The organism is Euhalothece natronophila Z-M001, from assembly GCF_007904085.1.
Classification (GTDB): Bacteria; Cyanobacteriota; Cyanobacteriia; order Cyanobacteriales; family Rubidibacteraceae; genus Halothece; species Halothece natronophila.
In genome coordinates this window covers 2,482,901-2,507,208 of the sequence record NZ_CP042326.1, presented here as the reverse complement: position 1 = coordinate 2,507,208, position 24,308 = coordinate 2,482,901, and the positions used below count along the sequence as shown (strand labels likewise).

General features: G+C 41.8%; 17 protein-coding genes and 1 other RNA gene. 9 read left to right on the top strand and 9 right to left on the bottom strand.

Annotated features, from left to right (window positions below; all coding sequences use genetic code 11):
- Window positions 1-22: 22 nt before the first annotated feature.
- From rplU to FRE64_RS17915, 4 genes are all read right to left on the bottom strand, one after another.
- A complete protein-coding gene (gene rplU / locus FRE64_RS12310) occupies window positions 23-397 on the bottom strand; it encodes a 50S ribosomal protein L21 (RefSeq protein WP_146296513.1) in 375 nt (124 codons plus the stop codon).
- Window positions 398-589: 192 nt separating this feature from the next.
- Entirely contained in the window at window positions 590-2,485 is a 1,896-nt protein-coding gene (gene ftsH2, locus FRE64_RS12305; protein ID WP_146296512.1) for an ATP-dependent zinc metalloprotease FtsH2, read from the bottom strand.
- Window positions 2,486-2,658: 173 nt separating this feature from the next.
- Entirely contained in the window at window positions 2,659-4,239 is a 1,581-nt protein-coding gene (locus FRE64_RS12300; protein ID WP_186708811.1) for a SpoIID/LytB domain-containing protein, read from the bottom strand.
- A gap of 3 nt (window positions 4,240-4,242) precedes the next feature.
- Entirely contained in the window at window positions 4,243-8,046 is a 3,804-nt protein-coding gene (locus FRE64_RS17915; protein WP_246140309.1) for a hybrid sensor histidine kinase/response regulator, read from the bottom strand.
- A 299-nt stretch (window positions 8,047-8,345) separates the two neighbouring features.
- On the opposite strand from FRE64_RS17915, the gene hisG reads away from it, so the two are divergent.
- Window positions 8,346-9,008: an ATP phosphoribosyltransferase gene (gene hisG / locus FRE64_RS12285; RefSeq protein ID WP_146296511.1), complete on the top strand. Its 663-nt coding sequence runs from the start codon at window positions 8,346-8,348 to the stop codon at window positions 9,006-9,008.
- A 66-nt stretch (window positions 9,009-9,074) separates the two neighbouring features.
- Window positions 9,075-11,387, top strand: coding sequence for a DNA helicase PcrA (gene pcrA, locus FRE64_RS12280; protein ID WP_146296510.1), 2,313 nt, complete (start codon window positions 9,075-9,077; stop codon window positions 11,385-11,387).
- Between the two features lie 126 nt (window positions 11,388-11,513).
- Here pcrA and FRE64_RS12275 read toward each other — a convergent pair whose 3' ends face one another.
- From FRE64_RS12275 to FRE64_RS12260, 4 genes are all read right to left on the bottom strand, one after another.
- Complete coding sequence (locus FRE64_RS12275; protein WP_186708809.1) at window positions 11,514-12,212, bottom strand: RibD family protein; 699 nt, start codon at window positions 12,210-12,212, stop codon at window positions 11,514-11,516.
- Entirely contained in the window at window positions 12,212-12,979 is a 768-nt protein-coding gene (gene rnc / locus FRE64_RS12270; RefSeq protein WP_146296508.1) for a ribonuclease III, read from the bottom strand. The genes FRE64_RS12275 and rnc overlap by 1 nt, the downstream gene beginning before the upstream one ends.
- Before the next feature lie 70 nt (window positions 12,980-13,049).
- An RNA gene (gene rnpB, locus FRE64_RS12265) (RNase P RNA component class A) lies at window positions 13,050-13,422 on the bottom strand.
- 46 nt (window positions 13,423-13,468) lie between these two features.
- Window positions 13,469-14,122, bottom strand: coding sequence for a M23 family metallopeptidase (locus tag FRE64_RS12260; RefSeq protein ID WP_146296507.1), 654 nt, complete (start codon window positions 14,120-14,122; stop codon window positions 13,469-13,471).
- A 180-nt stretch (window positions 14,123-14,302) separates the two neighbouring features.
- On the opposite strand from FRE64_RS12260, the gene crtD reads away from it, so the two are divergent.
- From crtD to FRE64_RS12230, 6 genes are all read left to right on the top strand, one after another.
- Window positions 14,303-15,826: a C-3',4' desaturase CrtD gene (crtD, locus tag FRE64_RS12255; protein ID WP_146296506.1), complete on the top strand. Its 1,524-nt coding sequence runs from the start codon at window positions 14,303-14,305 to the stop codon at window positions 15,824-15,826.
- A gap of 125 nt (window positions 15,827-15,951) precedes the next feature.
- Window positions 15,952-17,289 (top strand): nicotinate phosphoribosyltransferase, encoded by a 1,338-nt coding sequence (locus FRE64_RS12250; RefSeq protein WP_146296505.1) that lies wholly within the window; start codon window positions 15,952-15,954, stop codon window positions 17,287-17,289.
- Complete coding sequence (locus tag FRE64_RS12245) at window positions 17,282-17,860, top strand: nicotinate-nucleotide adenylyltransferase (RefSeq protein WP_146296504.1); 579 nt, start codon at window positions 17,282-17,284, stop codon at window positions 17,858-17,860. The genes FRE64_RS12250 and FRE64_RS12245 overlap by 8 nt, the downstream gene beginning before the upstream one ends.
- Entirely contained in the window at window positions 17,857-18,588 is a 732-nt protein-coding gene (locus FRE64_RS12240; RefSeq protein WP_146296503.1) for an NUDIX hydrolase, read from the top strand. Before FRE64_RS12245 ends, FRE64_RS12240 begins: the two co-directional genes overlap by 4 nt.
- Window positions 18,589-18,602: 14 nt before the next feature.
- Window positions 18,603-20,294 (top strand): NAD+ synthase, encoded by a 1,692-nt coding sequence (locus FRE64_RS12235; RefSeq protein WP_146296502.1) that lies wholly within the window; start codon window positions 18,603-18,605, stop codon window positions 20,292-20,294.
- Window positions 20,295-20,574: 280 nt separating this feature from the next.
- On the top strand, window positions 20,575-21,030 hold the full coding sequence (locus FRE64_RS12230) for an FHA domain-containing protein (RefSeq protein WP_146296501.1): 456 nt from the start codon (window positions 20,575-20,577) through the stop codon (window positions 21,028-21,030).
- Here FRE64_RS12230 and FRE64_RS12225 read toward each other — a convergent pair.
- On the bottom strand, window positions 21,027-21,845 hold the full coding sequence (locus FRE64_RS12225) for a TlyA family RNA methyltransferase (RefSeq protein WP_146296500.1): 819 nt from the start codon (window positions 21,843-21,845) through the stop codon (window positions 21,027-21,029). The two genes, FRE64_RS12230 and FRE64_RS12225, sit on opposite strands and share 4 nt — an antisense overlap.
- A gap of 586 nt (window positions 21,846-22,431) precedes the next feature.
- On the opposite strand from FRE64_RS12225, the gene FRE64_RS12220 reads away from it, so the two are divergent.
- On the top strand, window positions 22,432-24,267 hold the full coding sequence (locus FRE64_RS12220) for a polysaccharide biosynthesis tyrosine autokinase (protein ID WP_146296499.1): 1,836 nt from the start codon (window positions 22,432-22,434) through the stop codon (window positions 24,265-24,267).
- The last annotated feature ends 41 nt before the right edge of the window (window positions 24,268-24,308 follow it).

Below are 24,308 nucleotides of genomic sequence, written 5' to 3'. Positions count from 1 at the left end.
TCCTATTCTATTCTGGTATAACCTAAACTACTTCTGGGGTTACTGCTTCTGGTTCAGTCTCAGCTTGGGCAATGACGGAACCGTTAAGACTAATAGAATTAATCATGACGCGAGTTAATTCCTGACGGTGTCCTCGCTTTTTGCGGTAGTTCTTCTTCGGTTTCATTTTATAAACCAGAACTTTTTTCCCTCTTAGGTGATTCATGACTGTTCCTTCCACAGTTGCCCCTTCAATGTAAGGCTGACCGACTGTGATTTCACCGTCATTATTGATTAATAATACCTTGTCGAAGGTATAGTTGCCTTCTTCGTCAACGGGCAAACGGTTGAGGTCATAAAAATAACCCGGTTCCACTTTGATCTGGGTTCCGCTTGCTTCTACAATTGCATAACTCATGGTCTGATTAATCCTTTCAAAATGCCGTACAGGTAGCGATATTTTCGCTTTGGTTGCTGTCTGACCTGTTCCGAGCAGGAGACGCAATCTTTCATTCTATTTCAAAATTAAGTTAACTGCAATCAAAAAAACTAAGGCGGACAATTGTCCACCCTAGAATTAGTTAATTGTTAGGAGATAATATGCCAACAACTATGATTGCAGTTGTGGTGCATACTGTTCCTTTTCGGGAATCTCAGTGTACTCAGAAAGAATCTGACGGAATTCATCCCCGTCAATGGTTTCTTTTTCGATGAGTAAATCCACTAATCGGTCAATGGCAACGCGGTTATCCCGAATGATTTGTCGGGCGTTTTGATGACATTGTTCAACAATTTCTCGCACTTGAGCATCAATACGGGAAGCAATTTCTTCGGAATATTCTGAGCGATTCATTAAGCCACCGCCGAGGAAAACTTCACTATTTTGGCTTTCCAAGGACATGGGACCGAGATCAGACATTCCAAAGCGAGTTACCATTTGTCGCGCCATGGCAGTTAGCTGTTGTAAGTCACCACCAGCACCAGAGGTTACTTCCGCATCACCAAAGACTTCTTCTTCAGCTGCTCGACCCCCTAAAGCACCGGTGATTCGCGCTTTTAGCTGCGATCGCGATACTAAGGTTTGTTCTTCACTAGGTGTAAACCAAGTTAAACCCTGGGCTTGCCCGCGAGGAATTAAGGTTACTTTCTGGACAGGATCATGTTCTTTCACTAAAGTGCCAATAATGGCATGACCCACTTCATGGTAAGCAATGAGACGCTTACTCTTACTATCCACTAAGGGCGTTCCTTCCATACCAGCAACAACCCGATCCACCGCATCATCAATTTCAGAAAGGGTAATTGCATCTTTACGACGACGGGCGGTCAGAATAGCCGCTTCGTTGAGAAGGTTAGCTAAATCAGCACCGGTAAAACCGGGAGTCCGTCTGGCAATGGACTCTAAAGAAACATCAGGGGATAGCTTTTTGTTACGAGCATGAACATTAAGAATAGACACCCGTCCTTTAACATCAGGGGCATCGACACTGATCTGACGATCAAAGCGTCCGGGACGTAACAGGGCAGTATCAAGAACATCTGGGCGGTTGGTAGCGGCAATGATAATAATACCTGTATTGCCTTCAAAACCGTCCATTTCCGTTAATAATTGGTTGAGGGTTTGTTCCCGTTCGTCATTGCCACCGCCGATACCAGCACCACGCTGACGACCGACTGCGTCAATTTCATCAATAAAGATGAGACAGGGTGCATTTTCTTTTGCTTTTTTGAAGAGATCGCGGACCCGAGAAGCCCCAACCCCAACAAACATTTCCACAAATTCTGAACCAGAAATGCTAAAGAAGGGAACGCCTGCTTCCCCAGCGATGGCTTTTGCCATGAGGGTTTTTCCTGTTCCAGGGGGGCCAATTAAAAGTGCACCTTTTGGAATTTTTGCCCCAACTGCAGTAAACCGTTCAGGTTGTTTGAGGAAGGTAACCACTTCTTGCAGTTCTTCTTTTGCTTCATCGACACCGGCAACATCATCAAAGAGAATGCCGGTTTTTGCTTCCATTTGGAAACGGGCGCGAGATTTACCAAAATTCATGGCTTGTCCTGGTCCGCCACCAGCGTTATTAGAACGGCGGAAGAGGAAGAATAAAGCCCCAATCAGCAACACAGGGAAAATTAAGTTGCCTAATAAGCCCCAAATTGCCCCATTGTCGCCACTATCATGGGAATCAATTTCTACTCCCGATTTCCGCATTTTGCTAACTAATTCGGGGGAATTTTCGGGGAGGTCAACGCGATAACGCTGAACACTGCCACTAAGTTGGGGATCACTGGCTTCAACAATAGCAGTGCGACCGTTGTCATATAGATCAACGGCCTGTACCCGATCTGACTCTAAATATTCAAGGAAGCGACCATAACTGAGTCGTGTATTGGCTGTATTATTACCACTTAGATCGGCAGCGTTGGGAGAGAAAGTTCCCTGCCAAAGAAAGAAGCCAACCACGAGAATTGGTAGTGTCCACAGTAGGATTACCCGCCAAGGTAGTTTCATTTTTTATGTCCTTAATAATTTGCGTCTAACAATAAGGCTTAAGTCAAGCTTTCTACTCTGTTTTCTTCGAGGAAGAATGTTAAGGAGCTAATAATTATTTATTTTATCTGTTGACTATCTTTACTTAACTTAACATATCTCTCAGATTAATCGCAAAATGACGTAAAGAACCATTACTCTTCCTCGATTACTTCTTCAAGGGGGATAATTTCTGTTTCTGGATAGTAAAAAGACAGAATTTCAGAAGCTGCCCACCCTTGTCTGGCAAGATGATGCGCTCCAATTTGGCTTAATCCCACACCATGTCCAAAGCCACCGCCGATAAATTCATACCCAGTTAATTCACCTTCATCATTTTCTACAGGCTGAAGATAGAATAGGGTACTACGTGGGGGATCAAAAGCACTGCGAACTTCTGTTTTCTCTAGGGTAATGGTTCCTTGATTGGTTTCTACTTCCATTTCTAAAATGCGCCCTGAGCGCGATCGCGCTGTCACTGTCATTTCTTTAATTTCTGTCACTGCCTCAGCGTCAGGATGATTAGTCCGTTCTAAGTAAGTTGTCAAATCTTCGGTTAATTCTTCAAGATTACTTTCCCGTTGCCAACGAAAAGCATGACTTCCTGTTTCATTAAAGTTGCTTTCTTGGGCAATAAACTGACGGAAATTCTCTTCTTCATTTAAGGGATTGGCTTCTAAATCCCAAATCCCTTCTGTGGAGTCAACGATTGATTTTAAGTAAGGACGTGGACTGCCATCCCAAATGTCATCAAAATAAGCAGTTACGCCTCCTGTGGTTGAGGAATAAAGGGCATCGACTAATTGATTGTCATAGCTAAGAATCTGCCTTGCGGTGTCTTGAATGGCGCGATCGCTGCGGTCATTGGTTTCACTCCATCCCCAATATACTTGACAATGAACGGTGGCACACAATTCGTAATCATCCGCTTCAAACCGATGAAGATTTCTTAAAGCATAAGTTCGAGCAATAATCGCTTGAGCTTTCACTGCCTCAAATGGGGCTTGATGACCAATTTCATGGGGAACGACTCCCCGTAAATAGTCTTCTACTTCCACCGTATTCACTAACGTATAATTCCCATAAGAATTAGGTTGTAGCTGCAAACTTCCCGGATAAAGCCGACGGGGTTCATCACTTGCATCCACATAAATTCTTTCCCCTTCGTGCTGAATACTTAGATTTTCAACCGTGTAGCGTTCGCCATTGATCTCAAAAGTAACAATGGGGACTTCTTCTAAGAATTCTGTTTGCAAGTAGGGAATTTCGTAGCCTTCCTCCTTTAAACTAGCCAATAAAAATCGCCGCAATAAAGGAGTCCGATAAATATCAGTTTTTGCCCAAACTTGCCAACGCCCAGGCTGAGTTACTTCTACTAATAAGCCCCGTTCTTCCCAACTTTTGGCACTACTTTCTGCCGTTTCAAAAGTGGCATGATCACTTAACACCAGTCGTTCTCGCAGTTGCGGTTTTTCTAAAGCCCGTTCCTCGATTTCTAGGGTTAAGCGATTAGTTAAGAGCGCGATCGCGTTTCCCTCTTCTTCAAATTCTACCCTTAATGGGGCATTATCAGGACTCTCAAGAACAATTTCATCCTCAGCATTTTCTCCAAATCGCTGCACAATCCCCACATCAATATAAAACTCCTCACTACCAGTCGCAGGAAGAATTACAGCCAATGCGCTGAGTAACCCCAATGCACCAACCTTCAGAGCTAATTTGATTGTTTGCTTCATTACTTAAACATTTGCCTTCTGGTTAATCATATTCTCGCCTTTGAGCATTCGCTTCGCCGCATCCAATAGCACCTCCTCTAAATAGGGCTTTGTGAAATAGCCTTTTGCCCCGAGACGGGTTGCCATTTGGCGATGACGATCCGCCCCCCGTGAAGTCAGCATTCCCACTGGGAGGTCAGCAAATCGCTCTTCTTGTTTAATACGAGATAACAATTCTAAACCGTCCATTCTTGGCATTTCAATATCACAGAACATCATATCGCAAGCAAGACCCGCTCGCAGTTTTTCCCAAGCCTCTTTACCATCACGCGCCTGTTCCACGCGATAGCCAGCTTTACTAAAGGTCATCGAGAGTAATTCTCGTACTGTAATCGAGTCATCCACGATTAGCACCATTGGTTCTGCTTCACCCTGTTCTTGTTCGGCGGCTTTTTCTTGTTGTGCCAACATAGAGTTCATAACATCTTTACGGACTCGTCCATAGAACAAGTCAATGAGTTCTAAAACATCCGCGATCGCCATGACACTCCCTTCTGAGGTAACTGTTGCCCCAGCAATCCCGACAGGCTTGGGAACGGGGCCCGAAAGCTGTTTAATAACGATCTCTTGTTGTCCTAAAACCTGATCCACTTGTACCGCCACTAAGTTCCCTGTACTGCGGAGAACCACCACGGAAATTTCATCTGCTTCTGATTGCGCCGCATAAACATTACTGCGAGTCAGGGTGCGGTTATAAACAAATAACTCTGATAAATGCTTAAAGGGCAGCAACGTGGAACTCTTTTGCCAGCGAATAAAGCGTTCCCCTTTTTGATTAACCTTAATATTTTCCTTACTGGTTTCAAACTTATCTTCTACCCCATCCACAGGAAAGGCAATATTAGACTGATCCAGTTTGCAACAGAGAGCAGTGGTAATACTAAGAGTCAAAGGTAAACCAATAATAAAGGTTGTTCCCTTACCCGGCGTAGAATCAATGTTAATGCTACCGCGAAGTTTACTCAGAGACGAACGGACAACATCCATTCCCACACCACGCCCAGCAAAGTCATCCGCTTTCTCCTTGGTACTAAACCCCGGATGGAAGATAAAGTCAAAAATATCAATATCAGGTAGTCCGTTGGCTTCTGCTTGGGAAATCAGTCCTTTTTCCACAGCTTTGCGACGAATACGAATCGGATCCAAGCCTGCCCCATCGTCAGAAATGGAAATAATGGTTTGGTTTCCTTGGTGATGAGATTCTACCTTAATTGTGCCTGTTTCCGACTTCCCAGCTTGTTTCCGATCTTCTGGAGACTCAATCCCATGAGTAATGGCATTATTAACTAAGTGGGTCATGGGATCATAAAGTTGCTCTAGGATCATCTTATCCACAAGGGTTTCTTTCCCTTCCACCTGTAATTGGGCTTTTTTATTCAGTTTTAAGGAAATATCCCGTACTGCCCGCGGGAGACGATCAGCAACTTGTGAGAAAGGAACCATTCGTGCTGAGGTAAACCCTTCTTGTAGTTGGGTAGTCACTTGGCGAAAAATGCGAGCCTCTTGTTCAATTTCATCCACTAAAAACTCAATATCAGAACTAGATTCCCGCACTCGGACAATTAACTCAATCATTTCTTGAGAAAGCAGATGGAAACCACTAAAGCGATCCATTTCTAGAGGATCATAGTCTTCAGAATTATTTTTTGTGTCTTGATAACTATTTCCTTGGTTGCCCCCAACTTGAGTGACTTCCTGAGTACGATAAGATTTGCTAGCCAGTAGAGAATTTTCTAATAAAGACCGTTCATAAAGGTCTTGCATTCGCATTCCTAAGTCATTGAGATTCTGCACTTGTTCTAACAAGTTATCTAGGAAGCGTCGTAAGCGCTCTTGATCTTGTTCTAAGCTATTTCGATTCACCACTAATTCCCCGATGAGGTTATTGAGATGATCCATTAACCGCACGGGAACTTTTACAGTTTGCTCGAATAAACTCGTGCCTCCTGTATTGGATTTCAATGGCATTACTTGAGCGGGCTGTTGTGGTTCAGCCTTCTGTTGTTGCTCACTCGTAGGCGCAACAGTTTCTTCTGACAAGCTAGCAGGTTGCTCAATGTACGTTTTGAGAGCAGTAACGTCAATATTTTCTGCTATATCGGCTTGAGGAGAAGCTTCAATTAGATTTGCTAAGTTATCTAAAGTTTCATAGTATTGCAGAGAATTTTGAGGGGTGCGAGTTGTTACCTCATGCGGTAATTGTTCGATAAAGGTTTCGTATTCACCATTTTGATCTACTTGTTGCTGCTCTCTTGTTGTAGGTTGAATAAAGGTTTGTTCTTCTTCCTCAGCAAAAATGGTTTCTAGATCTTCTAAAGGTTCAAAGGTTTGTTCTGCCCAAGAAAAGTTATCTTCACTTTCAATACTAGAAGCCGCTTCTCCCTCTTCTTCTACTTCTAGTTCACCAGTTTCTTCTTCGGCTGAAGCATCAGCAAAACTAAATAAATCATCCCAATCTTGGTTGCTATCACTTTCTTCTTCTGAAGAGATACTATTTAAGAATTTGTCGAAATCATCAGATTCATTTGCCTGTTCTGTGGAGCCAAAAAGATCCTGTAAGAACTCATCATTCTCAACTTCTTGATCAGTATTTTCCGTTTTCCATTGCTCTAAATTTTCTTCCTTGCCATCCTCTTCTAAGGCGGTTTCTTGCTCATTCCACAACTCATCATTTTCTTCAAAAATCGTTTCTTGCTCATCCCATAACTGCAAATTGTCCTCAGAGTGATCGATTTGTGGTGACTCTTCAAGGTTAAGCTGTTCTCCTTCCCAGAGATCTCCATCTAAGCTGTCGAGTAAGTCTAAATCTTCTGGCCCATTTTCACTAGAATTACTGTTTTCAAAAATACCATCGAGATCAGCAATTGTGGCTTTTTCATCTAATTCAAGATCTGGGTTGTTGAAGTTTGATTCTTCAATTGTAAAGTTATTCTCTTCTTCTTCAGATGCTTCACTGGTTTGGGTATCCCAAGGCGAAGACAGTTGTAAGGACATTGCCTTGAGGCGCTGACTAGGTTTAATTTTGTAGGCTTCGCCGAGATTAATTAATTCTTGGGCTTCCTGAATATCTTTAATCGCCGTTTGAGTCGCTTTTGTGACTGAGTTTTCTGTAGCAGCGATCGCGCTTTGAGCTGTTTTTAATAATTTTACCCAAGTGGGGATTTTTGCCTGCGCCCCAATTTGTTCTAGAACTTGACAATGTTCTTGCAATTCGTTTCGATAAAAAGAAGGATTATCTTGCTGGAGTAACCCTTCCATTGCTTTTAATTCCGCATTTACTTGCTCATGGAAAAATTCGCTTTCGGGGGTTAATTCACTAACTGTTGCTTCCTCGTGCAAAATGCGAGACTGAAGATATTGTTTTGCCTCATTTAAGGTGGGCTGTAATCCTTTATAAACTTCTCTTTCTACTCCTTGGGTATATTCAGTGGGCTCCTCTGACATAAGATGCATATCCACTAACCCTTGGAAAGTATCAAAAATTTTCCACAATAACCCTTCTAAGTGCTTATCACTAACCACAGAAGCAGTACGCATCACCCCAAAACAATCTTCAAAAAACTGTGCCATCTGCTGTAGAGTTTCCATTTCGTGGAATAGGGCTCCAGTATTTAAAAAATCCGCAGCTTCATACAAACTCTGTAGCGTTTCTGGCTGTCTAACTACGCCTGATAAATTCAGAAGCCCTCGCTCAATTGTTTCGAGATGTTTTTTGGCTTCGTTTAGATATTCATTTCGGTTAAGGTTATGGGGTTGGGCTGACGGCATAGAACAATGTCCTTTGTTTTGGCGTTTTCAGTGGAAAGCAGTGTTAATATTATCCGATATTATAATCACTAATTAATTGAGTAATCCTAACTGATGGCTGGTTAGTGGAGAAATTAACCGTAAGGATTGGGAAAACATTTCAAGAACTAATATTATTGATGGTAAGTTGAGGAATTAACACTTGCTAAGTATTTTAACAATTTTCTTGAGCAATCCTCATCACAATTCTCTCTAGTAAAGCTCAGATTCAAATTGGATATGGTACGATCTCTGTCTGGTTTACAAAAAAAAGGAACTCAATGCTGACTGTTGCTTTACCGAAAGGAGCGTTGTTAGAAGATAGCATCCGTTTACTCCAAGATGTTGGTTTAGATTTTAGTGCCTTCAATGATCCGAAAAATCGGGCCTTACAAATTGTTGATCCCACTGGGCAGGCAAGGGGATTATTAGTGCGAGCCTTAGATGTTCCCGTTTATGTTGCCTATGGGCAGGCTCAAATGGGAATTGTTGGTTATGATGTGCTACGTGAAAAAAAGCCTAATGTTGCTGATTTAGCCGATCTTAAGTTTGGTTACTGTCGGTTGTCAGTAGCGGTAAAATCAGATAGTGGTTATCAGCGATCGCTGGATTTACCTGCTCATGCTCGCGTTGCCTCCAAGTTTGTCCAATGTGCGCTTCATCATTTCCATGAATTGGATTTACCTGTAGAAATTGTACCTCTCTATGGTTCGGTGGAACTAGGGCCAATTACGGGAATGTCTGAGGCAATTGTTGATTTAGTTTCTACTGGGCGCACACTCCGAGAAAATGGCTTAGTGGAAGTGGATCTCTTGTTTGAAAGCACTGCTCATCTCATTGCGAATCCTCTCAGCTATCGCCTTAATCAAGGAAACTTAGCCGACTATTGTCAAGCAATTCGAGAAAAGCTCGCAGTTAAAACTTCCGAACTGATGAATAGCTAAGTTTTTAATTTACCTTTGTCCGATACACTAGAGAGTATTAAGGAAATCTCGTCTCTGATTCAGATTATGCCAGTAGAAACGGACTTTTTAGACGGACTGAATGAGTCGCAACGGCAGGCAGTTCAGCATTTTTGTGGGCCTCTTTTGGTAGTGGCGGGGGCAGGTTCAGGGAAAACAAGAGCCTTAACGTATCGCATTGCCTATTTAATTCTTAATCATCAGGTTAATCCTGAAAATATCCTAGCTGTTACTTTTACGAATAAAGCAGCGAAGGAGATGAAAGAGCGCATTGAGCTAATTTTCGCCCAACGGCTAGCTCAAGAAAAAGAAGGGGAACGCTTAGAATTACTACCAGAACATAAGCAGGTTAAACTGCGATCGCGCGCTTATCAAGATATCACCAAACATCTCTGGATCGGAACATTTCACAGCCTATTTGCTCGGATTTTACGGCAAGATATTAATAAATATCAAGACCCAAAAGGGTATCAATGGGATCGCAATTTTACCATTTATGATGAATCTGATGCCCAAAGTCTAGTTAAAAACATTGTCACGAAACAGTTAAACTTAGACGATAAAAAATTTAATCCCCGTTATCTCCGCTACAGCATCAGTAATGCCAAAAATCAAGGTTTTTATCCTGAAGATGTGCTGGCGCAACAACCCAACTATCGAGGAAGAGTTATTTCCGAAGTTTACCAAGAATATCAAGCTCAACTTGCCAGTAATAATGCTCTCGATTTTGATGATTTAATCCTAATTCCAGCGCGATTATTTTCTCAAAACGAGTCAATTTTAGGATATTGGCATAAACAGTTTCAACATATTTTAGTCGATGAATATCAAGATACCAATCGCATCCAATATCAGTTAATTAATCTCCTTGCAACTAATGGGGAACCCAAAAAACAAAACTTAAATTGGGAAAACCGATCTATTTTTGTCGTCGGAGATGCGGATCAATCCATTTATTCATTTCGCATGGCAGACTTTACTATTTTACTAGAATTTCAACAGGACTTTGGCGATGGATTACCTGATGATGATACCCGAACGATGGTCAAGTTAGAGGAAAATTATCGATCGCGCGAAAATATCCTTGAAGTTGCCAATACCCTCATTGAAAATAATAGTGAACGCATTGATAAAATTCTGAAACCTACTCGGGGATATGGGGAAGAAATTTATTGTTATAAAGCCGAGAATGAAATTGAAGAAGGGCAATTTATTCGCCGTCAACTCCTAACCTTACAAAACGAAAACCCTGAACTAAACTGGGGAGATTTTGCGATTTTATATCGAACTAATGCCCAATCGCGAGTTATAGAAGAAGCGATCCGTGATAAAATTCCTTACCAAATTATTGGCGGCTTAAAGTTTTATGATCGCAAAGAAATTAAAGATGCCTTAGCCTATTTACGACTACTCACTAATCCCAATGATACTGTTAGCCTTCTTCGTATTATTAACACTCCTCGTCGCGGAATTGGGCAAAAAACTATTGATCAATTAATTAGTGCCTCCCAAGAGTTAGGAGTTCCTCTTTGGGAAATTATTAGGGATGAAACGTCAGTGAATACGTTAGCCGGACGGGCAAGTAAAAAAGTTAATGAATTTGCGAAATTAATTCAACGTTATCAAGCTAATTTAGACCAATTACCAGCCGTAGAAATTTTAGACGGAATTTTAAGTGAATCAGGATACCGCCAAGACTTACAAAATCAAGGAACAGATGAAGCAGAAAACCGCATCGAAAACTTAAAAGAATTAGATAGTGCGATGACACAATTTGCAGAGGAAAATGAAGATAATAGTTTAGAAGGCTTTTTAGCTAATGCGGCTTTAGCCTCTGATCTTGATAACCTCAATGAGAAAGAAGAAAAAGTTTCCTTAATGACATTACACGCTGCCAAAGGATTAGAATTTCCTGTAGTATTTATGGTAGGGTTAGAACAAGGATTATTTCCAAATCGCCGTACTTTAGATGATCCGGCGGCTTTAGAAGAAGAACGACGCTTATGTTATGTTGGGATTACTCGCGCCCAAGAACAGTTATTTATTTCTCATGCAGAAGAACGGCGGTTATGGGGATCTCGAGAACCAGCAATTCCCTCACAATTTTTAAGTGAACTTCCCGAAGAGTTAGTCAATTATAGTTCTCCTCCCATTAAACCTCGTCGTCAAGAGAAGAAAGATACAAAAAAAGACACTGGGCAAAATTGGCAAGTCGGCGATCGCGTTTTTCATAAAACTTTTGGAGAAGGAACTGTTACCCATGTTCTTGGAAATGGCGAGAAAACCAACCTTGCTGTACAGTTTCCAGGAATAGGACGTAAAATTATTGACCCTAAAATTGCTTCTTTAGAGTTAATTTAATAATAGGTCGGTCTATAGCAGTTTTTACGCTTCCTGAGATTTTTGTCATTCGTCCTTTGTAAACCAATGACTAATGACCAATGACTAATGACTAATGACTAATGACTAAGTTTATCCCTCAAAAGACTAAGAAACACTATCATGATGAATTACTTGATAATGTAGAAATACTTCTTGATCAATATTTTCCACAGATAATAAATGAAGTTTTTGAGCATTGTCTAAACTTAAACCAGTGCCTTCAATCGGGTTAGGGGCATCTTTTCCGCCTAATAAAACAGGACAAACTGTTAACCATAACTCATCAAGGAATTCTCTGGTAAATAAGTCTGCTATCAGTTCTCCCCCTCCTAGCACAGCTAAGCGTTCAATCCCTTTATTTTTAAAAGTTTTGAGAGTTTCTTCCCAATCAATTTCCCCTGCTGAGTTTTCAGCAACGATAATTTCATCAAAAGGCTTTTGAGAATTATTTTGCCAAGAAGTTGCCCCTTTTTCTGTAGTCAGAAGCCAACGGGGGATATTTTGTTGAAAGAAACGGATATCAGAAGGAATAACACCCGATCGCGTACAGACAATCTGTATCGCTTGATCGGGCTTTTGTTTTTCTCTACGTTGGGCAATTAATTGCGAATCCCGAATCGACATCGCACTCCCGTGAGCGCGTAACGTTCCCGCACCGAACAAAACGGCATCTGCGATCGCGACTTGCCGTTCAAGATGAGCGAAATCAATAGAAGAAGTAAACTTCGGTGCTGATCGCGCTACATCCGCAATTTTGCCATCAGCACTCATTGCTAGGACAACAGTAGTATGAGGACGAGTCATTATTTACTTAATTGTTGATAAGCTGCTTGAGCGGCTGCTTGTTGGGCTGCCTTTTTCGACCGCCCTTTACCCTGACTTAAAAAGTGATCTTTAAGCCAGACATAAGCAGTAAACCGTTCAGGATCATCATAACCTTGGCCAGTCTCTTCAACTTGATACTGTGGCAAAACTTTATAATGAGCTTGCGTCCACTCCTGGAGAGCATCCTTATAGTTTTGTCGGGCGGGATCTTGACGAATTTGATCCGCCTTTTCCTTTAAAATAGGATCCAACCAAGGACGAACTAGGCTCATAGAATGGGTACTCAGATAAAGAGCTCCTAACACTGCCTCAAACGCATCAGCTAAGCGCGATCGCGCTCCTGCCTTATTTTTAGCCGCACTCCCAGCCATCAAGAGAAATTGATCCATGCCATAACTTTCTGCAAATTCTGCCAGCACTCGATCACTAACTAAAATGGAGCGAATGGCGGCAAAGTCTCCTACAGGGGCTTGAGGATAGGTTTCCAAGAGTAATTCTGAAGCCGCTAGGCGAACCACAGCATCTCCCACAAACTCTAGCTGTTGATAGTTCGCCAGACTAGAAGAACTCGGATGAGTCAAAGCTAAATCCAATAAATGCCAATCCACACTAGCAGTATTAGTTATTCCCAACCGTTCTACTAATCTAGTTAACTCTCGAATACGACGTGATCCCCCTACTCTTTTACCGGAACGCGATTTAGGTCTAGTTTCAATTGCTAACCCAGAAGAGCTGTCTCCCTTCATTTTATTCCTGTCACGCTTATTTGATAGTGGTTTATTCTCCGCAAAATATTCCCGAGAACGGGATTAATAGAAAGAGAGTTGGACATAAGCCGGGTTCTGTTCTCAAGCAACGTGCCTGAGGGTAGTTATCTATCTGGGACTCCTGTTACCAGAAGCCTCAAGCGGTACTCCCAAAACGGAAACCGGTTAAAGACCAACCATAGTTTCCCTCGACCTTGCTTCCGACTGGGGTTTACCGAGCCAGTACCTCTCGATACTGCTGGTGCGCTCTTACCGCACCTTTGCACCCTTACCAAAGAAGTGTGAACCTTCTTGGCGGTATGTTTCTGTGGCACTTTCCTCACGGTCACCCGCACTGGGCGTTACCCAGCAGTCTGGTCTTTGGAAGCCCGGACTTTCCTCAAATTCCTTAGATAGGAATCTGCAACTACCTCGCCAACTCTCTTTCTACTCCCTAGTGTAACCAGAATCCTTATTTTCCTCCAATATTCACTGAGTTGCTGCTTGTTGCTGGTTGTACATTTCTCGTAATACCAAAGCTGGATCAAGATGTTCTCCCTCATACTTCAATTCCCAATGAAGATGGGGCCCCGTTGTTCGCCCTGTCATTCCCACTCGTCCAATGCGACGACCGGTTTCAACCCTTTGACCTTTTCGCAAGCGAATCCCCCCACCGCGATCCACCATTACTAAGCCGTCGCTCGTCCGTTGAACAGTGCCTTTAAGATGACAATAAATATGCTGCCATTCCCCAGACTGAATCACCACCATAGTGCCACAAGCAGTATGATCAGAGAGTCCTACAACTTTACCCCCCCACCAGTTACGAATATAACTCCCTAAAGGGGCAGCAAAGTCTAACCCGCGATGAAACTGTACTCTCCCCGTTGTTGGTGACTTACGATAACCATAAGGAGAAGTATAACGTTGAAAGTTTTCTACCGGAAAGGAAGCCTCTGACCACTGTCTCCCTTCTTGTGCAGTTCGAGCAACATTATTATTTTGTGCCTGAACCGATGCTTGTTTCCATGCGGAAAACACTGTTATTCCACTGATACTGGCTAAAGTGACGAATAAAATCTGTAATGCGATACGCTGTTGCCAACTTGTTCCCTGTTGAGGCTTCTTATAAGCTCTGACCATACCTCACACCCCAAATTTAAGAAAATCTGCTCATAAGTTTCCATTTTTACTCCCCTTTGTCAACTGCTTTTTAGAAGAAATTCATAAAAGATACAAAAGTTTACAATAGAGAAAGTAAAGGGAAATAGGTGAATCACTGCTCACTGTAACCTAACTTTTAAAAATGGAATCAAAAAAGGAATGTCAAAAAAAGTCATTGTTATTGGCGCTGGAATTGGGGGACTAACTGCAGGGGCATTACTGGCAAAACGAGGATATGCCGTTACCGTTTATGATCAAGCTTATGTCCCAGGTGGCTGTGCTTCCACCTTTAAGCGTCATGGCTTTACCTTTGATGTAGGGGCAACTCAAGTAGCAGGTTTAGAAAAAGGGGGCATTCATCAACAAATTTTTACCGAACTCGGTATAGACGTTCCCGCTGCCACTCCCTGTGATCCAGCCTGTAGCGTCTATCTGCCTGGAGAAAACTCCCCGATTAATATCTGGCGCGATCCAGAAAAATGGCGTAAAGAACGACAAGATCAGTTTCCCAATAGTGAACCCTTTTGGCAACTTATGGAAAAGCTATTTGGGGCAAGTTGGCAGTTTCAAAAGCGCGATCCAGTTCTTCCTCCCCGCAACCTTTGGGATACTTGGCAATTAATCTCTGCTCTACGACTGGATACCTTAATCACGTTGCCTTTTACCTTCTTAACAGTTGGGGATATATTACGCCTTTTAAGACTTGATAAGGATCAACGCTTAAAAACTTTCCTAGATATGCAGTTAAAACTGTATTCCCAAGTGAATGCGGATGAAACAGCTTTATTATATGCAGCAACTGCTCTTGGAATGTCCCAATCTCCACAAGGGCTATGGCATTTACAGGGAAGTATGCAAACCTTAAGCACCCGTTTAGTAAAAGGATTAAGAAAACATAGCGGGAAATTACGTCTCCGTCATCGCGTGGAGACAATTCACTCTCAGCAAGGAAAAGTAACAGGCGTTAGGATTCGCAATGAAAAAACTGGGGAAGTATGGCAAGAACAAGCAACAGCTGTCGTAGCAAATGTCACCGTACAAAATTTATTAAAGCTATTAAGTGATCCGAATAATTCTTTTGGCGCTTCCCAGTTATGGCTAAGTGGATATGAAAGACGAGTGAAAAATTTACCCGAAGCCAATGGAGCATTTGTTTTATATTTAGGAGTTGATGAAACAGCAATTCCAGAAAATTGTCCCCCACATCTACAATTTTTATATCATTATGACGGGATTGTCGGGGAGAAAAATTCCCTTTTTGTCTCTGTCAGTCGAGCAGGAGATGGACGCGCGCCCCAAGGACAAGCAACGATTACCGCCTCTGCTTTTACTGAAGTCGGTCAATGGTGGACAGAAACCGCAGAAAGCTATGAAGCCTTAAAGCAAGATTATGTTGAAACTGCCATCAAAAATCTGAGCCACTATTTTCATCTCACTGCAGACACCATTATCCATCAAGAAGCAGCTACTCCAAGGACTTTTGCGCGATTTACGGCTCGTGAAGCTGGTTATGTAGGAGGTTTAGGACAACGAGTTTCTACATTTGGCCCCTTTGGATTTGCCAATCGCACTCCCATTAGGAATCTTTGGTTAGTGGGAGATAGTACACATCCAGGAGAGGGAACAGCAGGGGTTAGTTACTCAGCCTTAACTGCTGTCCGTCAATTGATACTCTCCAATTAACTCTGAGAATAATTATAAGGGGAGATTCTTCAGATTGAACCTGAATAGTTGTATCAAGCAATACCTAGGCTTTTTTGGTGATGTTCACTATAATTTAACAATGGCTGTTATTTATGGAATCAAGAATGTCTTTCTCCTCTCTCACTATTTCTCCCCAAGACTATAGCCTGATTACTGATCTTTATCAGTTAACCATGGGGGCTTGTTATGTGGGAGAAGGCGTTGCGGAAAAACGTGCTAGTTTTGAGCTATTTGTCCGCCGTTTACCCTCTTGCTATGGCTACCTAATAGCGATGGGGCTCGCTCACGGCTTAGAATACTTACAACAATTGCATTTTTCATCCGAACAAATCCAACAGTTACAAGAAACAGGATTATTTAATCATGCTCCCTCTGAATTTTGGGAACTGCTAGCGGGGAAAGTTTTTACAGGGGAGGTTTGGGCTGTTTCTGAAGCGACTCCCATATTTGCTAATGAACCATTATTACGAGTAGAAGCCCCCTTATGGCAAGCGCAATTAGTAGAAACGTATCTTCTTAATACCCTGAATTACCAAACCCTAATTGCCACCAAAGCAGCCCGAGTGCGAGATATTGCTGGAGACGGGGCAAAGTTATTAGAATTTGGCACAAGACGCGCATTTAGCCCTCAAGCCTCTCTCTGGGCAGCTAGGGCAGCGTTAGCCACAGGATTTGATGCGACTTCTAATGTGGCGGCGGCGTTAAAATTGGGAGAAGTTCCGAGTGGGACGATGGCACATTCCTTGGTGATGGCAATTGGGAGCTTGCAAGGGGGAGAAGATGAAGCTTTTGCCGCGTTTAATCGCTATTTTCCCGAGGCCCCTCTTTTAATTGATACTTATGATACCTTGGCAGCGGCAACACGGCTTGCTGAAGCAGTGCGGAACAACTCACGACAAGTAACAGGTGTACGCATTGATTCTGGGGATATTATAGAATTATCTCAAACAGTGCGGTCACTACTTCCTGAAACTGCCATATTTGTCAGTGGAGATTTGGATGAGTTGGAAATCAAACGGTTGCTTTCCTCGGGGGCTATTATTGATGGTTATGGTATTGGGACAAAATTAGTGACTGGTGCCTCGATTAATGGCGTATATAAGTTAGTAGAAATTGAGGGGGTTCCCACGAGAAAGGCATCAGCAAGTAAGGAAACTTATCCGGGGCGGAAACAGATTTTTCGCCGTTATGAACAGGGGAAAATTAGAGAAGATCGTTTAGGGTTAATCACAGAATCGGCGGAAAAGGGAGAAGTTCCTTTGTTAGAGTTAGTGATGAAAAATGGAGAAATGATTAAGCCTGTGGAAAGTTTGGAACAGTTGCGCGATCGCGCTCGCCAATCTATTCTATCCCTTCCTGATTCTGTGCGCCATCTCCATCATCCTGATTCAATTTCTGTACAACTTTCTTCGCAATTACAAACTCTCATTAGTGATGAATAATTCCACCTCTTCTGAAATTGCCCTTTTTGGAACCAGTGCTGATCCACCAACAGAAGGTCATAAAACCATTTTAGAGTGGTTATCTCGCCATTATGATCAAGTAGCGGTTTGGGCAGCCAGTAATCCCTTAAAATCAAAACAAACCCCGTTAAAGCATCGCATGAAAATGTTGGAGTTAATGATTGCGTCTTTAACCACTCCGAAAGCTAATGTTAAACTCTACGCAGAATTAAGCCATCCTCGCAGTTTAGAAACGGTGAAAAAGGCAGAAATACTCTGGAATAATCAGGCTAATTTTACCTTTGTCATTGGTTCTGACTTAATTACCCAAATTCGGCGGTGGTACAAGAGTGAGGAACTATTGCAACGAGTGAAACTCTTAATCATTCCACGTCCTGGGTATCCTTTAACCGAAACGGAGTTAGAAATCTTAAAAGAGATAGGGGCAAACTATCAAGTTGCTGATATTAATGCACCGTCTGTATCCTCCAGCGCTTATCGGGAAAAGGGAAAAGAAGTGATCGATAATTCGGTTAAAAGCTACATTCAAGAACAAAAATTATATTCATGATTGATCCGACCATCAATTTCGGAAAAAATAGTGTTGCTGATTTTAAAGTCGGGGTCGATAATGTCATATTTTCAGTAGATACTCAACGGAATCGGTTATTAATTTTATTAGTAAAAAGACCTCATGATCCCTTTGCGAATTATTATAGTCTGCCGGGGACGTTAGTTTGCACAGGAGAATCTTTAGAAACGGCAGCTTATCGGACGCTATCGGAAAAAATTGAAGTAGAAAATCTTTATTTAGAGCAGCTTTATACATTTGGCGAACCGGGGCGTGATCCAAGAGAAAATGAAACGTCTTATGAACAACGTTATTTATCGGTGAGTTATTTTGCGTTGGTGCGTTATGAAGATACAAATTTAATTACTAAGGATAACCAAAAAGCAGTTTGGCATTTACTTAAAGAAACACCGCAACTGGCGTTTGATCATAATCGTATTTTACGTTATGGTTATCAACGCTTAAGAAATAAGTTAGAATATAGTCCAATTGCGTTTAAAGTTCTCCCTGAAGCCTTTACCTTAAACGACTTATATCAGTTTTATACTACTGTATTAGGAGAAAATTTTTCTGATTATTCTAATTTTCGCGCCCGTTTATTAAAGTTAGGATTTTTAACGGATACAGGCTTAAAAGTGTCACGGGGTGCAGGAAGACCAGCAGCTCTTTATCGTTTCGATGAGGATGCCTTTGCATTATTAAAGGATAAGCCGTTAGTTTTTATTTAATAGGAAATTAAGTTATGAAGATCGCGATCGCGCAACTCAATTCTACCATCGGTGACTTAAAAGGCAATGCCAAAAATATCTTAAATGCTGCTCAAGAAGCGGTAAAAGAAAATGCCCAGTTACTATTAACTCCAGAACTTTCTTTATGTGGCTATCCGCCTCGGGATTATCTCCTCAATCCTAGCTTCTTAAAAAAAATGTCCCAAGAATTAGAAGCGTTAGCCCAAGAATTACCGCCACAATTAACCGTTTTAGTGGGAGTTGCGACTTCTAATCCTCACGCAGCAGAAAAAGGAGAAAAGCCCCTTCATAATAGTATTGCTCTCATTGAAAATGGAAAAGTGATTAACTACTTTCATAAACGATTACTTCCTACTTATGATGTGTTTGATGAAGCTCGTTATTTTGAACCAGCAAAAGAAACGAATTGCTTTGTGATTAAACTAAATTCGGAGCAAAATTCAATAATTCCTCTTAACGTTGGTGTAACTATTTGTGAAGACCTTTGGAATGATGAAAACTTTTGGGGACAACGGAATTATCAACATAATCCTTTAGAAGACTTAGCCACAAGAGGAGTGGATTTCATTGTTAATTTATCGGCATCTCCTTATAGTGTCGGTAAGCAAAATCTAAGAACTAAGATGCTTAGTCATAGTGCTAATCATTATAAAATCCCTATTATTTATACTAATCAAGTGGGAGCAAATGATGATTTAATTTTTGATGGCGGAAGTATAGCAATTAATCGCAAGGGTGAATTGGTAACTCGTGCTAAAGCCTTTCAAGATGATTTAGCGATCGCTGAATTTAGTTCCCAAAAACAAGATTTAATGTCCACCAATATTGCCCCAACCATTGATAATTTAGATCAAGAAATGTGGGAAGCGCTAGTATTAGGAGTACAGGATTATACTCGTAAATGTGGATTTAAGAAAGTCGTGATTGGATTAAGTGGGGGAATTGATTCAGCGCTAGTAGCCGCGATCGCGCGATTTGCCTTAGGAAAAGATAACGTTCTAGCAGTTTTAATGCCCTCCCCTTATAGTTCTCAAGGTTCGATTACCGATGCAAAAGCCTTGATTAAAAATTTAGGAATTGCTAGCACAACTCTCCCCATAGAAGCAGCAATGAACGCTTACGATGAAATGTTAGCCCCCTTATTTTCGGGAACAGAATTTGGAGTTGCTGAAGAGAATTTACAATCAAGAATCCGTGGTAACTTATTAATGGCAATTGCCAATAAATTTAACTATTTACTACTTTCTACAGGAAATAAATCGGAAATGGCAGTAGGATACTGTACATTATACGGGGATATGAATGGGGGGCTTGCCGTCATTTCTGATGTTCCTAAAATGCAAGTTTATTCTCTTTGTCGCTGGCTAAACCAAGACCAAGAAATTATCCCCTCTAATATTATTAATAAAGCCCCTAGTGCAGAACTAAAACCTGATCAACAAGATCAAGACTCCCTTCCCCCCTATGAAATTTTAGATGAAATTTTACATCGTTTTATCCATGAACATCAGGGAATTGATGAACTTATGGCTGCTGGCTTTGCAGAAGATACAGTCAAGAAAGTTACTAATTTAGTGCGAAAAGCAGAATTTAAACGCCGTCAAGCCCCCCCAGGGCTAAAAGTCACAGATCGCGCCTTTGGAACAGGTTGGCGGATGCCCATTGCCAGTAAAATTAATCATTAATTAGTGATTAATCATTCGTCATTCGTCATTACTTTACAAATAATAAAGGAAGAAGGACAAAGGACAAACAAATTTAACGATCTTTGAAGCACAAAAACAAATATGATCGGAAAAAGAGATTATAATAATCAGGTAGGGAACGCCTTAGTCGAGGAATCCCCTTAATTGCAATAATCAGCAGAGTCTCACTATAATAATGGCATCATCTCAACCGACTTACTCTGGCGATAACGAACCAAACATCGCATCACCGGAGCAATCGTTGGACAGTCAAACCCCAATGATAACGCTCACTTTACTGCATCCGCAGCATTCGGTAGCTGTTCAGACTTGGCGTTTTGAACCAAAGTCAGTGATTAGGGTGGGTCGTTCTCGCAATAATGAAGTTACCCTCTATAGTGCTGTTGTCTCTCGCCATCATGTGGAAATTCGGCGAAAAGGAAAAGATTGGGAAGTTGTCAATACTGGTTCTAACGGGACTTTTTGTGATGGGAAACGAATTAGTCGAGCAGCCGTTAAAAATGGGATGATTATTCGGTTAGCGAGTTCGGGACCACAACTGCAAATTTGGACAGATGTCTTAACATCAGAGAAAAAACCTGATACAAGTTCATCACAACATTCCATCTCTAAAAAAGATATGGAAAAAGCTCAAGGCACTTTCCCTCAAGAAAAACGTGACCAGAAACTTTCTCCTCAAGAAATTGAACAAGCCAAAGAGACGCAAATGGATTAATTTAGGTTCTGCGTTGCAGCTTGTGTGAGAGTTTCTATTGCCTCTTCACTGACTATAGAGGTTTGATTAGTTGGGGGATCACTGTGTAGCCAGAGTAAGTATTCAATATTGCCCGCCGGACCCCGTAGCGGCGAATAAGTTAACCCTAAAGGAGTCCACCCCAACTCCTTGCTAGCAGTAATAACTTGAGTAATACTTGCGTAGTGATCCTTAGCAGATCGCACCACCCCTTTTTCCCCCACGCGATCGCGCCCTACTTCAAATTGAGGCTTAACTAATACCACTGCTTCTCTTGGTACAGATAGTAAATCCCAGAGTGGCTTTAACACTTTAGTCAGAGAAATAAACGATAAATCAAGTACACCCAAATCAGCAGCAGGGGCATCGCCATACAAATCTTTTTGGTGCAAATAGCGTAAATTTGTCCTTTCCTTCAAAATCACCCGTTCATCTTGACGTAACTGCCAGGCAACCTGTCCATAGCCTACATCTACCCCATACACTTGTTTCGCACCAGCTTGTAACAAGCAGTCGGTAAAGCCTCCCGTAGAAATTCCTCCGTCTAAACAAATACGCCCTTGCACCGTAATGGGAAATTCTGATAGCGCCTTAGCTAACTTTTCTCCTCCTCGCGATACAAAAGGAGGGGCCTGCACCACAAATAAATGGGCTTCGGTATCCACAACAGTTCCCGGCTTATCAATCACATGATCATTCACCTTAACCTCACCCGCGCGAATTAAACGTTGCGCTTTCTGGCGAGATTCACAAAATTGACGAGTCACTAATAATGTATCAAGACGTTGTTTTGCCATGAAATGAATTTATAATACTACTTGGTGTAATTACTCCAATTTCCCCATTCAAAGTCAGTTAGTGAGATTGTAACCCGATTTATTGCCTTACAACGCCTCAACCGTTAACTCAACGGAACTAATTGCCGATAAGTAATGAAAAACAAGTTTTTCTTAAAGAAAGGATAAAAATTAAGTAGTTACACTTACGTTATTTGACTATAATTCAAGTAAAATATAGGAACATATCAATATGACACCCAGTCATTGATAGATTATGATAAAGGAAACAAACTGACGTGATTGGTAGTATGAATGTGCCTAAAATTTCTATTGTTACTCAATTCTATCCCCCTGACTGTGCAGCAACCGGACAGCTAATAGAGGAATTAGCCAAGCAATTCACTCAATATAACATAGAGGTTAAAGTTATTACGGGTCAACCAGCATATACATTAGGCAACTGCTTAGCTCCACCTAAGGAAAAGACAAAAACTATTGAAATTAGACGTTCTCTTACGTCTCGAATTTGGCCTCAACGTTTTTGGGGGCGAGGTATCAATGGCTTACTATTTTGCTTAAATTCTGGTTTAAGACTTTTAAAGCAGTGGCGGAACGTTACATTGAATACTCTGAACAACAACAGCAGGTTGGACAACAACGGGTTATCGAGTTAATTGATGAGCGCTTACCACAGTTACAACAGCGAGTAGAATCGATCCAAGATCAAATTCAAAGTTTCCGTCAAGAAAATGAAGTAGTTGATCCGGTGCAAACTGCAGGTCAATTTTCTGGAACTATTAATACGCTACAACAACGTCAACAAGCTACAGATGTTGAAATTCAAGAAAATACCTCCCTGCGCGATAGCCTATTAGACCAACTAGGATTAAGTTTAGAGGAAGCAATGACCACGGTTGCTCTCAGTGAGGCCCCTCGCTATCAAGAACTGTTGAATCAACTGAAGGACAAAGAAACGGAAATTGCTCTAGAACTAGGACGCTTTACTGAAGACAGTCCTGATATTCAAGCACTGAGAGAACAAAGAGATTTAATTTTAGAGTTATTAAGAGAAGAGTCGTCAGCGGTTTTAGGAGAAGAAAGAGTCCCAGAGCAAATTCGAGAACAAGTAACCTCTCCTAACCCTATTCGCCTTTCCCTCACTCAAGACTTAATTGGAGCAACTAATCAAATTCGGGTTCTCAATGTCCGTAATTCCGCTCTGGAAGAAGCTGAAGACGAAGTTCGTCAGCAACTAGAGCAAATGACTGACCTGGCCCGAGAGTATGACGGCATGAATCAACGCTTAAATACGGCTCAGGAAAACCTAGCACGCTTTACTGAGCGTCGGGAAGAGTTAGCCATGCAAGCAGCGCAAGAGGCCCAGCCTTGGCAAACTTTAGAAGAGCCGAGTCAAGCCCGACGATTGCCAGAGGAGGATAATAGTGTAATGGTAGGATTGATGGCAGGCTTATTAGCAGGGGCAGGAGCAGCATTTTTAGCTGAAAAAATGGACAATAAATTCCATAGCCCTGACGAACTCAAGCAAGCTACAAATTTACCAATGATTGGGGTAATTCCCTATGAGGGGGGATTACAAAGAGTTGAGGAATTAAAAACTCAGTCCCATTCAACAGAGACAGAGGAACTTTCGGCTGAAGAAAATAGTTCTCCAACTTTGCCTGCCTCCTCTAAGCCCACAATATTGAACAACTTATCCTTTAACTTTAGTGAGGCGTTTCGATCGCTGCATACCAATCTTTCTTTCATGAATCCTGATTTCCCAATCAAGTCATTAGTTGTTAGTTCTTCAATTCCGGGAGAAGGAAAGTCCACTGTAACTCTAAATTTAGCTCAGGCTGCTGCAGCTGTTGGTAAACGAGTTTTATTAGTTGATGCCGATCTTCGGATCCCTCAGCTACACCAGATGTTAGAACTCTCTAATCAACATGGGCTTTCTAGTGTGATTTCCCGTCGAGTCAGTAGTGAAGAAGCGATTCAGCAGGCTACGTTTAATAATAATCTTTACTTTTTAACTTCAGGACCCATTCCTCCTGATCCCACGAGCCTTCTTTCTTCTAACATGATGAAACAATTGGCAAAGGAATGGGAAGAATCCTTTGATTTAGTCCTTTACGATACACCACCATTAGGTGGTTTAGCAGATGCCAGAATCATTACGCCTTTGACGAATGGTTTGGTCTTAGTAGCGGGACTCGGAGTCGTCGATAAGTCTATGTTTAAAGATGTGATTGATATTTTAGGTGTCCCAAAAACTACAGTCTTAGGAACCGTAGCTAACGGAATTGTACAAGGATCAGTCACTGATTATCACTATTACTACACCTACTATTACAGTGAAAAATCTCGGGCGAGTTCCGACCAGTCAGAAAGTAGTTTAGTTTCCAGCAATGGGCATAATCCACCCTCTTCAAGAGACTAATTTCCTAGTCGTTTGTTGTACGCCTTGCCCCCATCAAAAAT

What these genes read in the sequence shown, in the direction of transcription:
- rplU (WP_146296513.1), bottom strand. Translation starts at nt 397, where the DNA reads ATGAGTTATGCAATTGTAGAAGCAAGCGGAACCCAGATCAAAGTGGAA.
- ftsH2 (WP_146296512.1), bottom strand. Translation starts at nt 2,485, where the DNA reads ATGAAACTACCTTGGCGGGTAATCCTACTGTGGACACTACCAATTCTC.
- FRE64_RS12300 (WP_186708811.1), bottom strand. Translation starts at nt 4,239, where the DNA reads ATGAAGCAAACAATCAAATTAGCTCTGAAGGTTGGTGCATTGGGGTTA.
- FRE64_RS17915 (WP_246140309.1), bottom strand. Translation starts at nt 8,046, where the DNA reads ATGCCGTCAGCCCAACCCCATAACCTTAACCGAAATGAATATCTAAAC.
- hisG (WP_146296511.1), top strand. Translation starts at nt 8,346, where the DNA reads ATGCTGACTGTTGCTTTACCGAAAGGAGCGTTGTTAGAAGATAGCATC.
- pcrA (WP_146296510.1), top strand. Translation starts at nt 9,075, where the DNA reads ATGCCAGTAGAAACGGACTTTTTAGACGGACTGAATGAGTCGCAACGG.
- FRE64_RS12275 (WP_186708809.1), bottom strand. Translation starts at nt 12,212, where the DNA reads ATGACTCGTCCTCATACTACTGTTGTCCTAGCAATGAGTGCTGATGGC.
- rnc (WP_146296508.1), bottom strand. Translation starts at nt 12,979, where the DNA reads ATGAAGGGAGACAGCTCTTCTGGGTTAGCAATTGAAACTAGACCTAAA.
- FRE64_RS12260 (WP_146296507.1), bottom strand. Translation starts at nt 14,122, where the DNA reads ATGGTCAGAGCTTATAAGAAGCCTCAACAGGGAACAAGTTGGCAACAG.
- crtD (WP_146296506.1), top strand. Translation starts at nt 14,303, where the DNA reads ATGTCAAAAAAAGTCATTGTTATTGGCGCTGGAATTGGGGGACTAACT.
- FRE64_RS12250 (WP_146296505.1), top strand. Translation starts at nt 15,952, where the DNA reads ATGTCTTTCTCCTCTCTCACTATTTCTCCCCAAGACTATAGCCTGATT.
- FRE64_RS12245 (WP_146296504.1), top strand. Translation starts at nt 17,282, where the DNA reads ATGAATAATTCCACCTCTTCTGAAATTGCCCTTTTTGGAACCAGTGCT.
- FRE64_RS12240 (WP_146296503.1), top strand. Translation starts at nt 17,857, where the DNA reads ATGATTGATCCGACCATCAATTTCGGAAAAAATAGTGTTGCTGATTTT.
- FRE64_RS12235 (WP_146296502.1), top strand. Translation starts at nt 18,603, where the DNA reads ATGAAGATCGCGATCGCGCAACTCAATTCTACCATCGGTGACTTAAAA.
- FRE64_RS12230 (WP_146296501.1), top strand. Translation starts at nt 20,575, where the DNA reads ATGATAACGCTCACTTTACTGCATCCGCAGCATTCGGTAGCTGTTCAG.
- FRE64_RS12225 (WP_146296500.1), bottom strand. Translation starts at nt 21,845, where the DNA reads ATGGCAAAACAACGTCTTGATACATTATTAGTGACTCGTCAATTTTGT.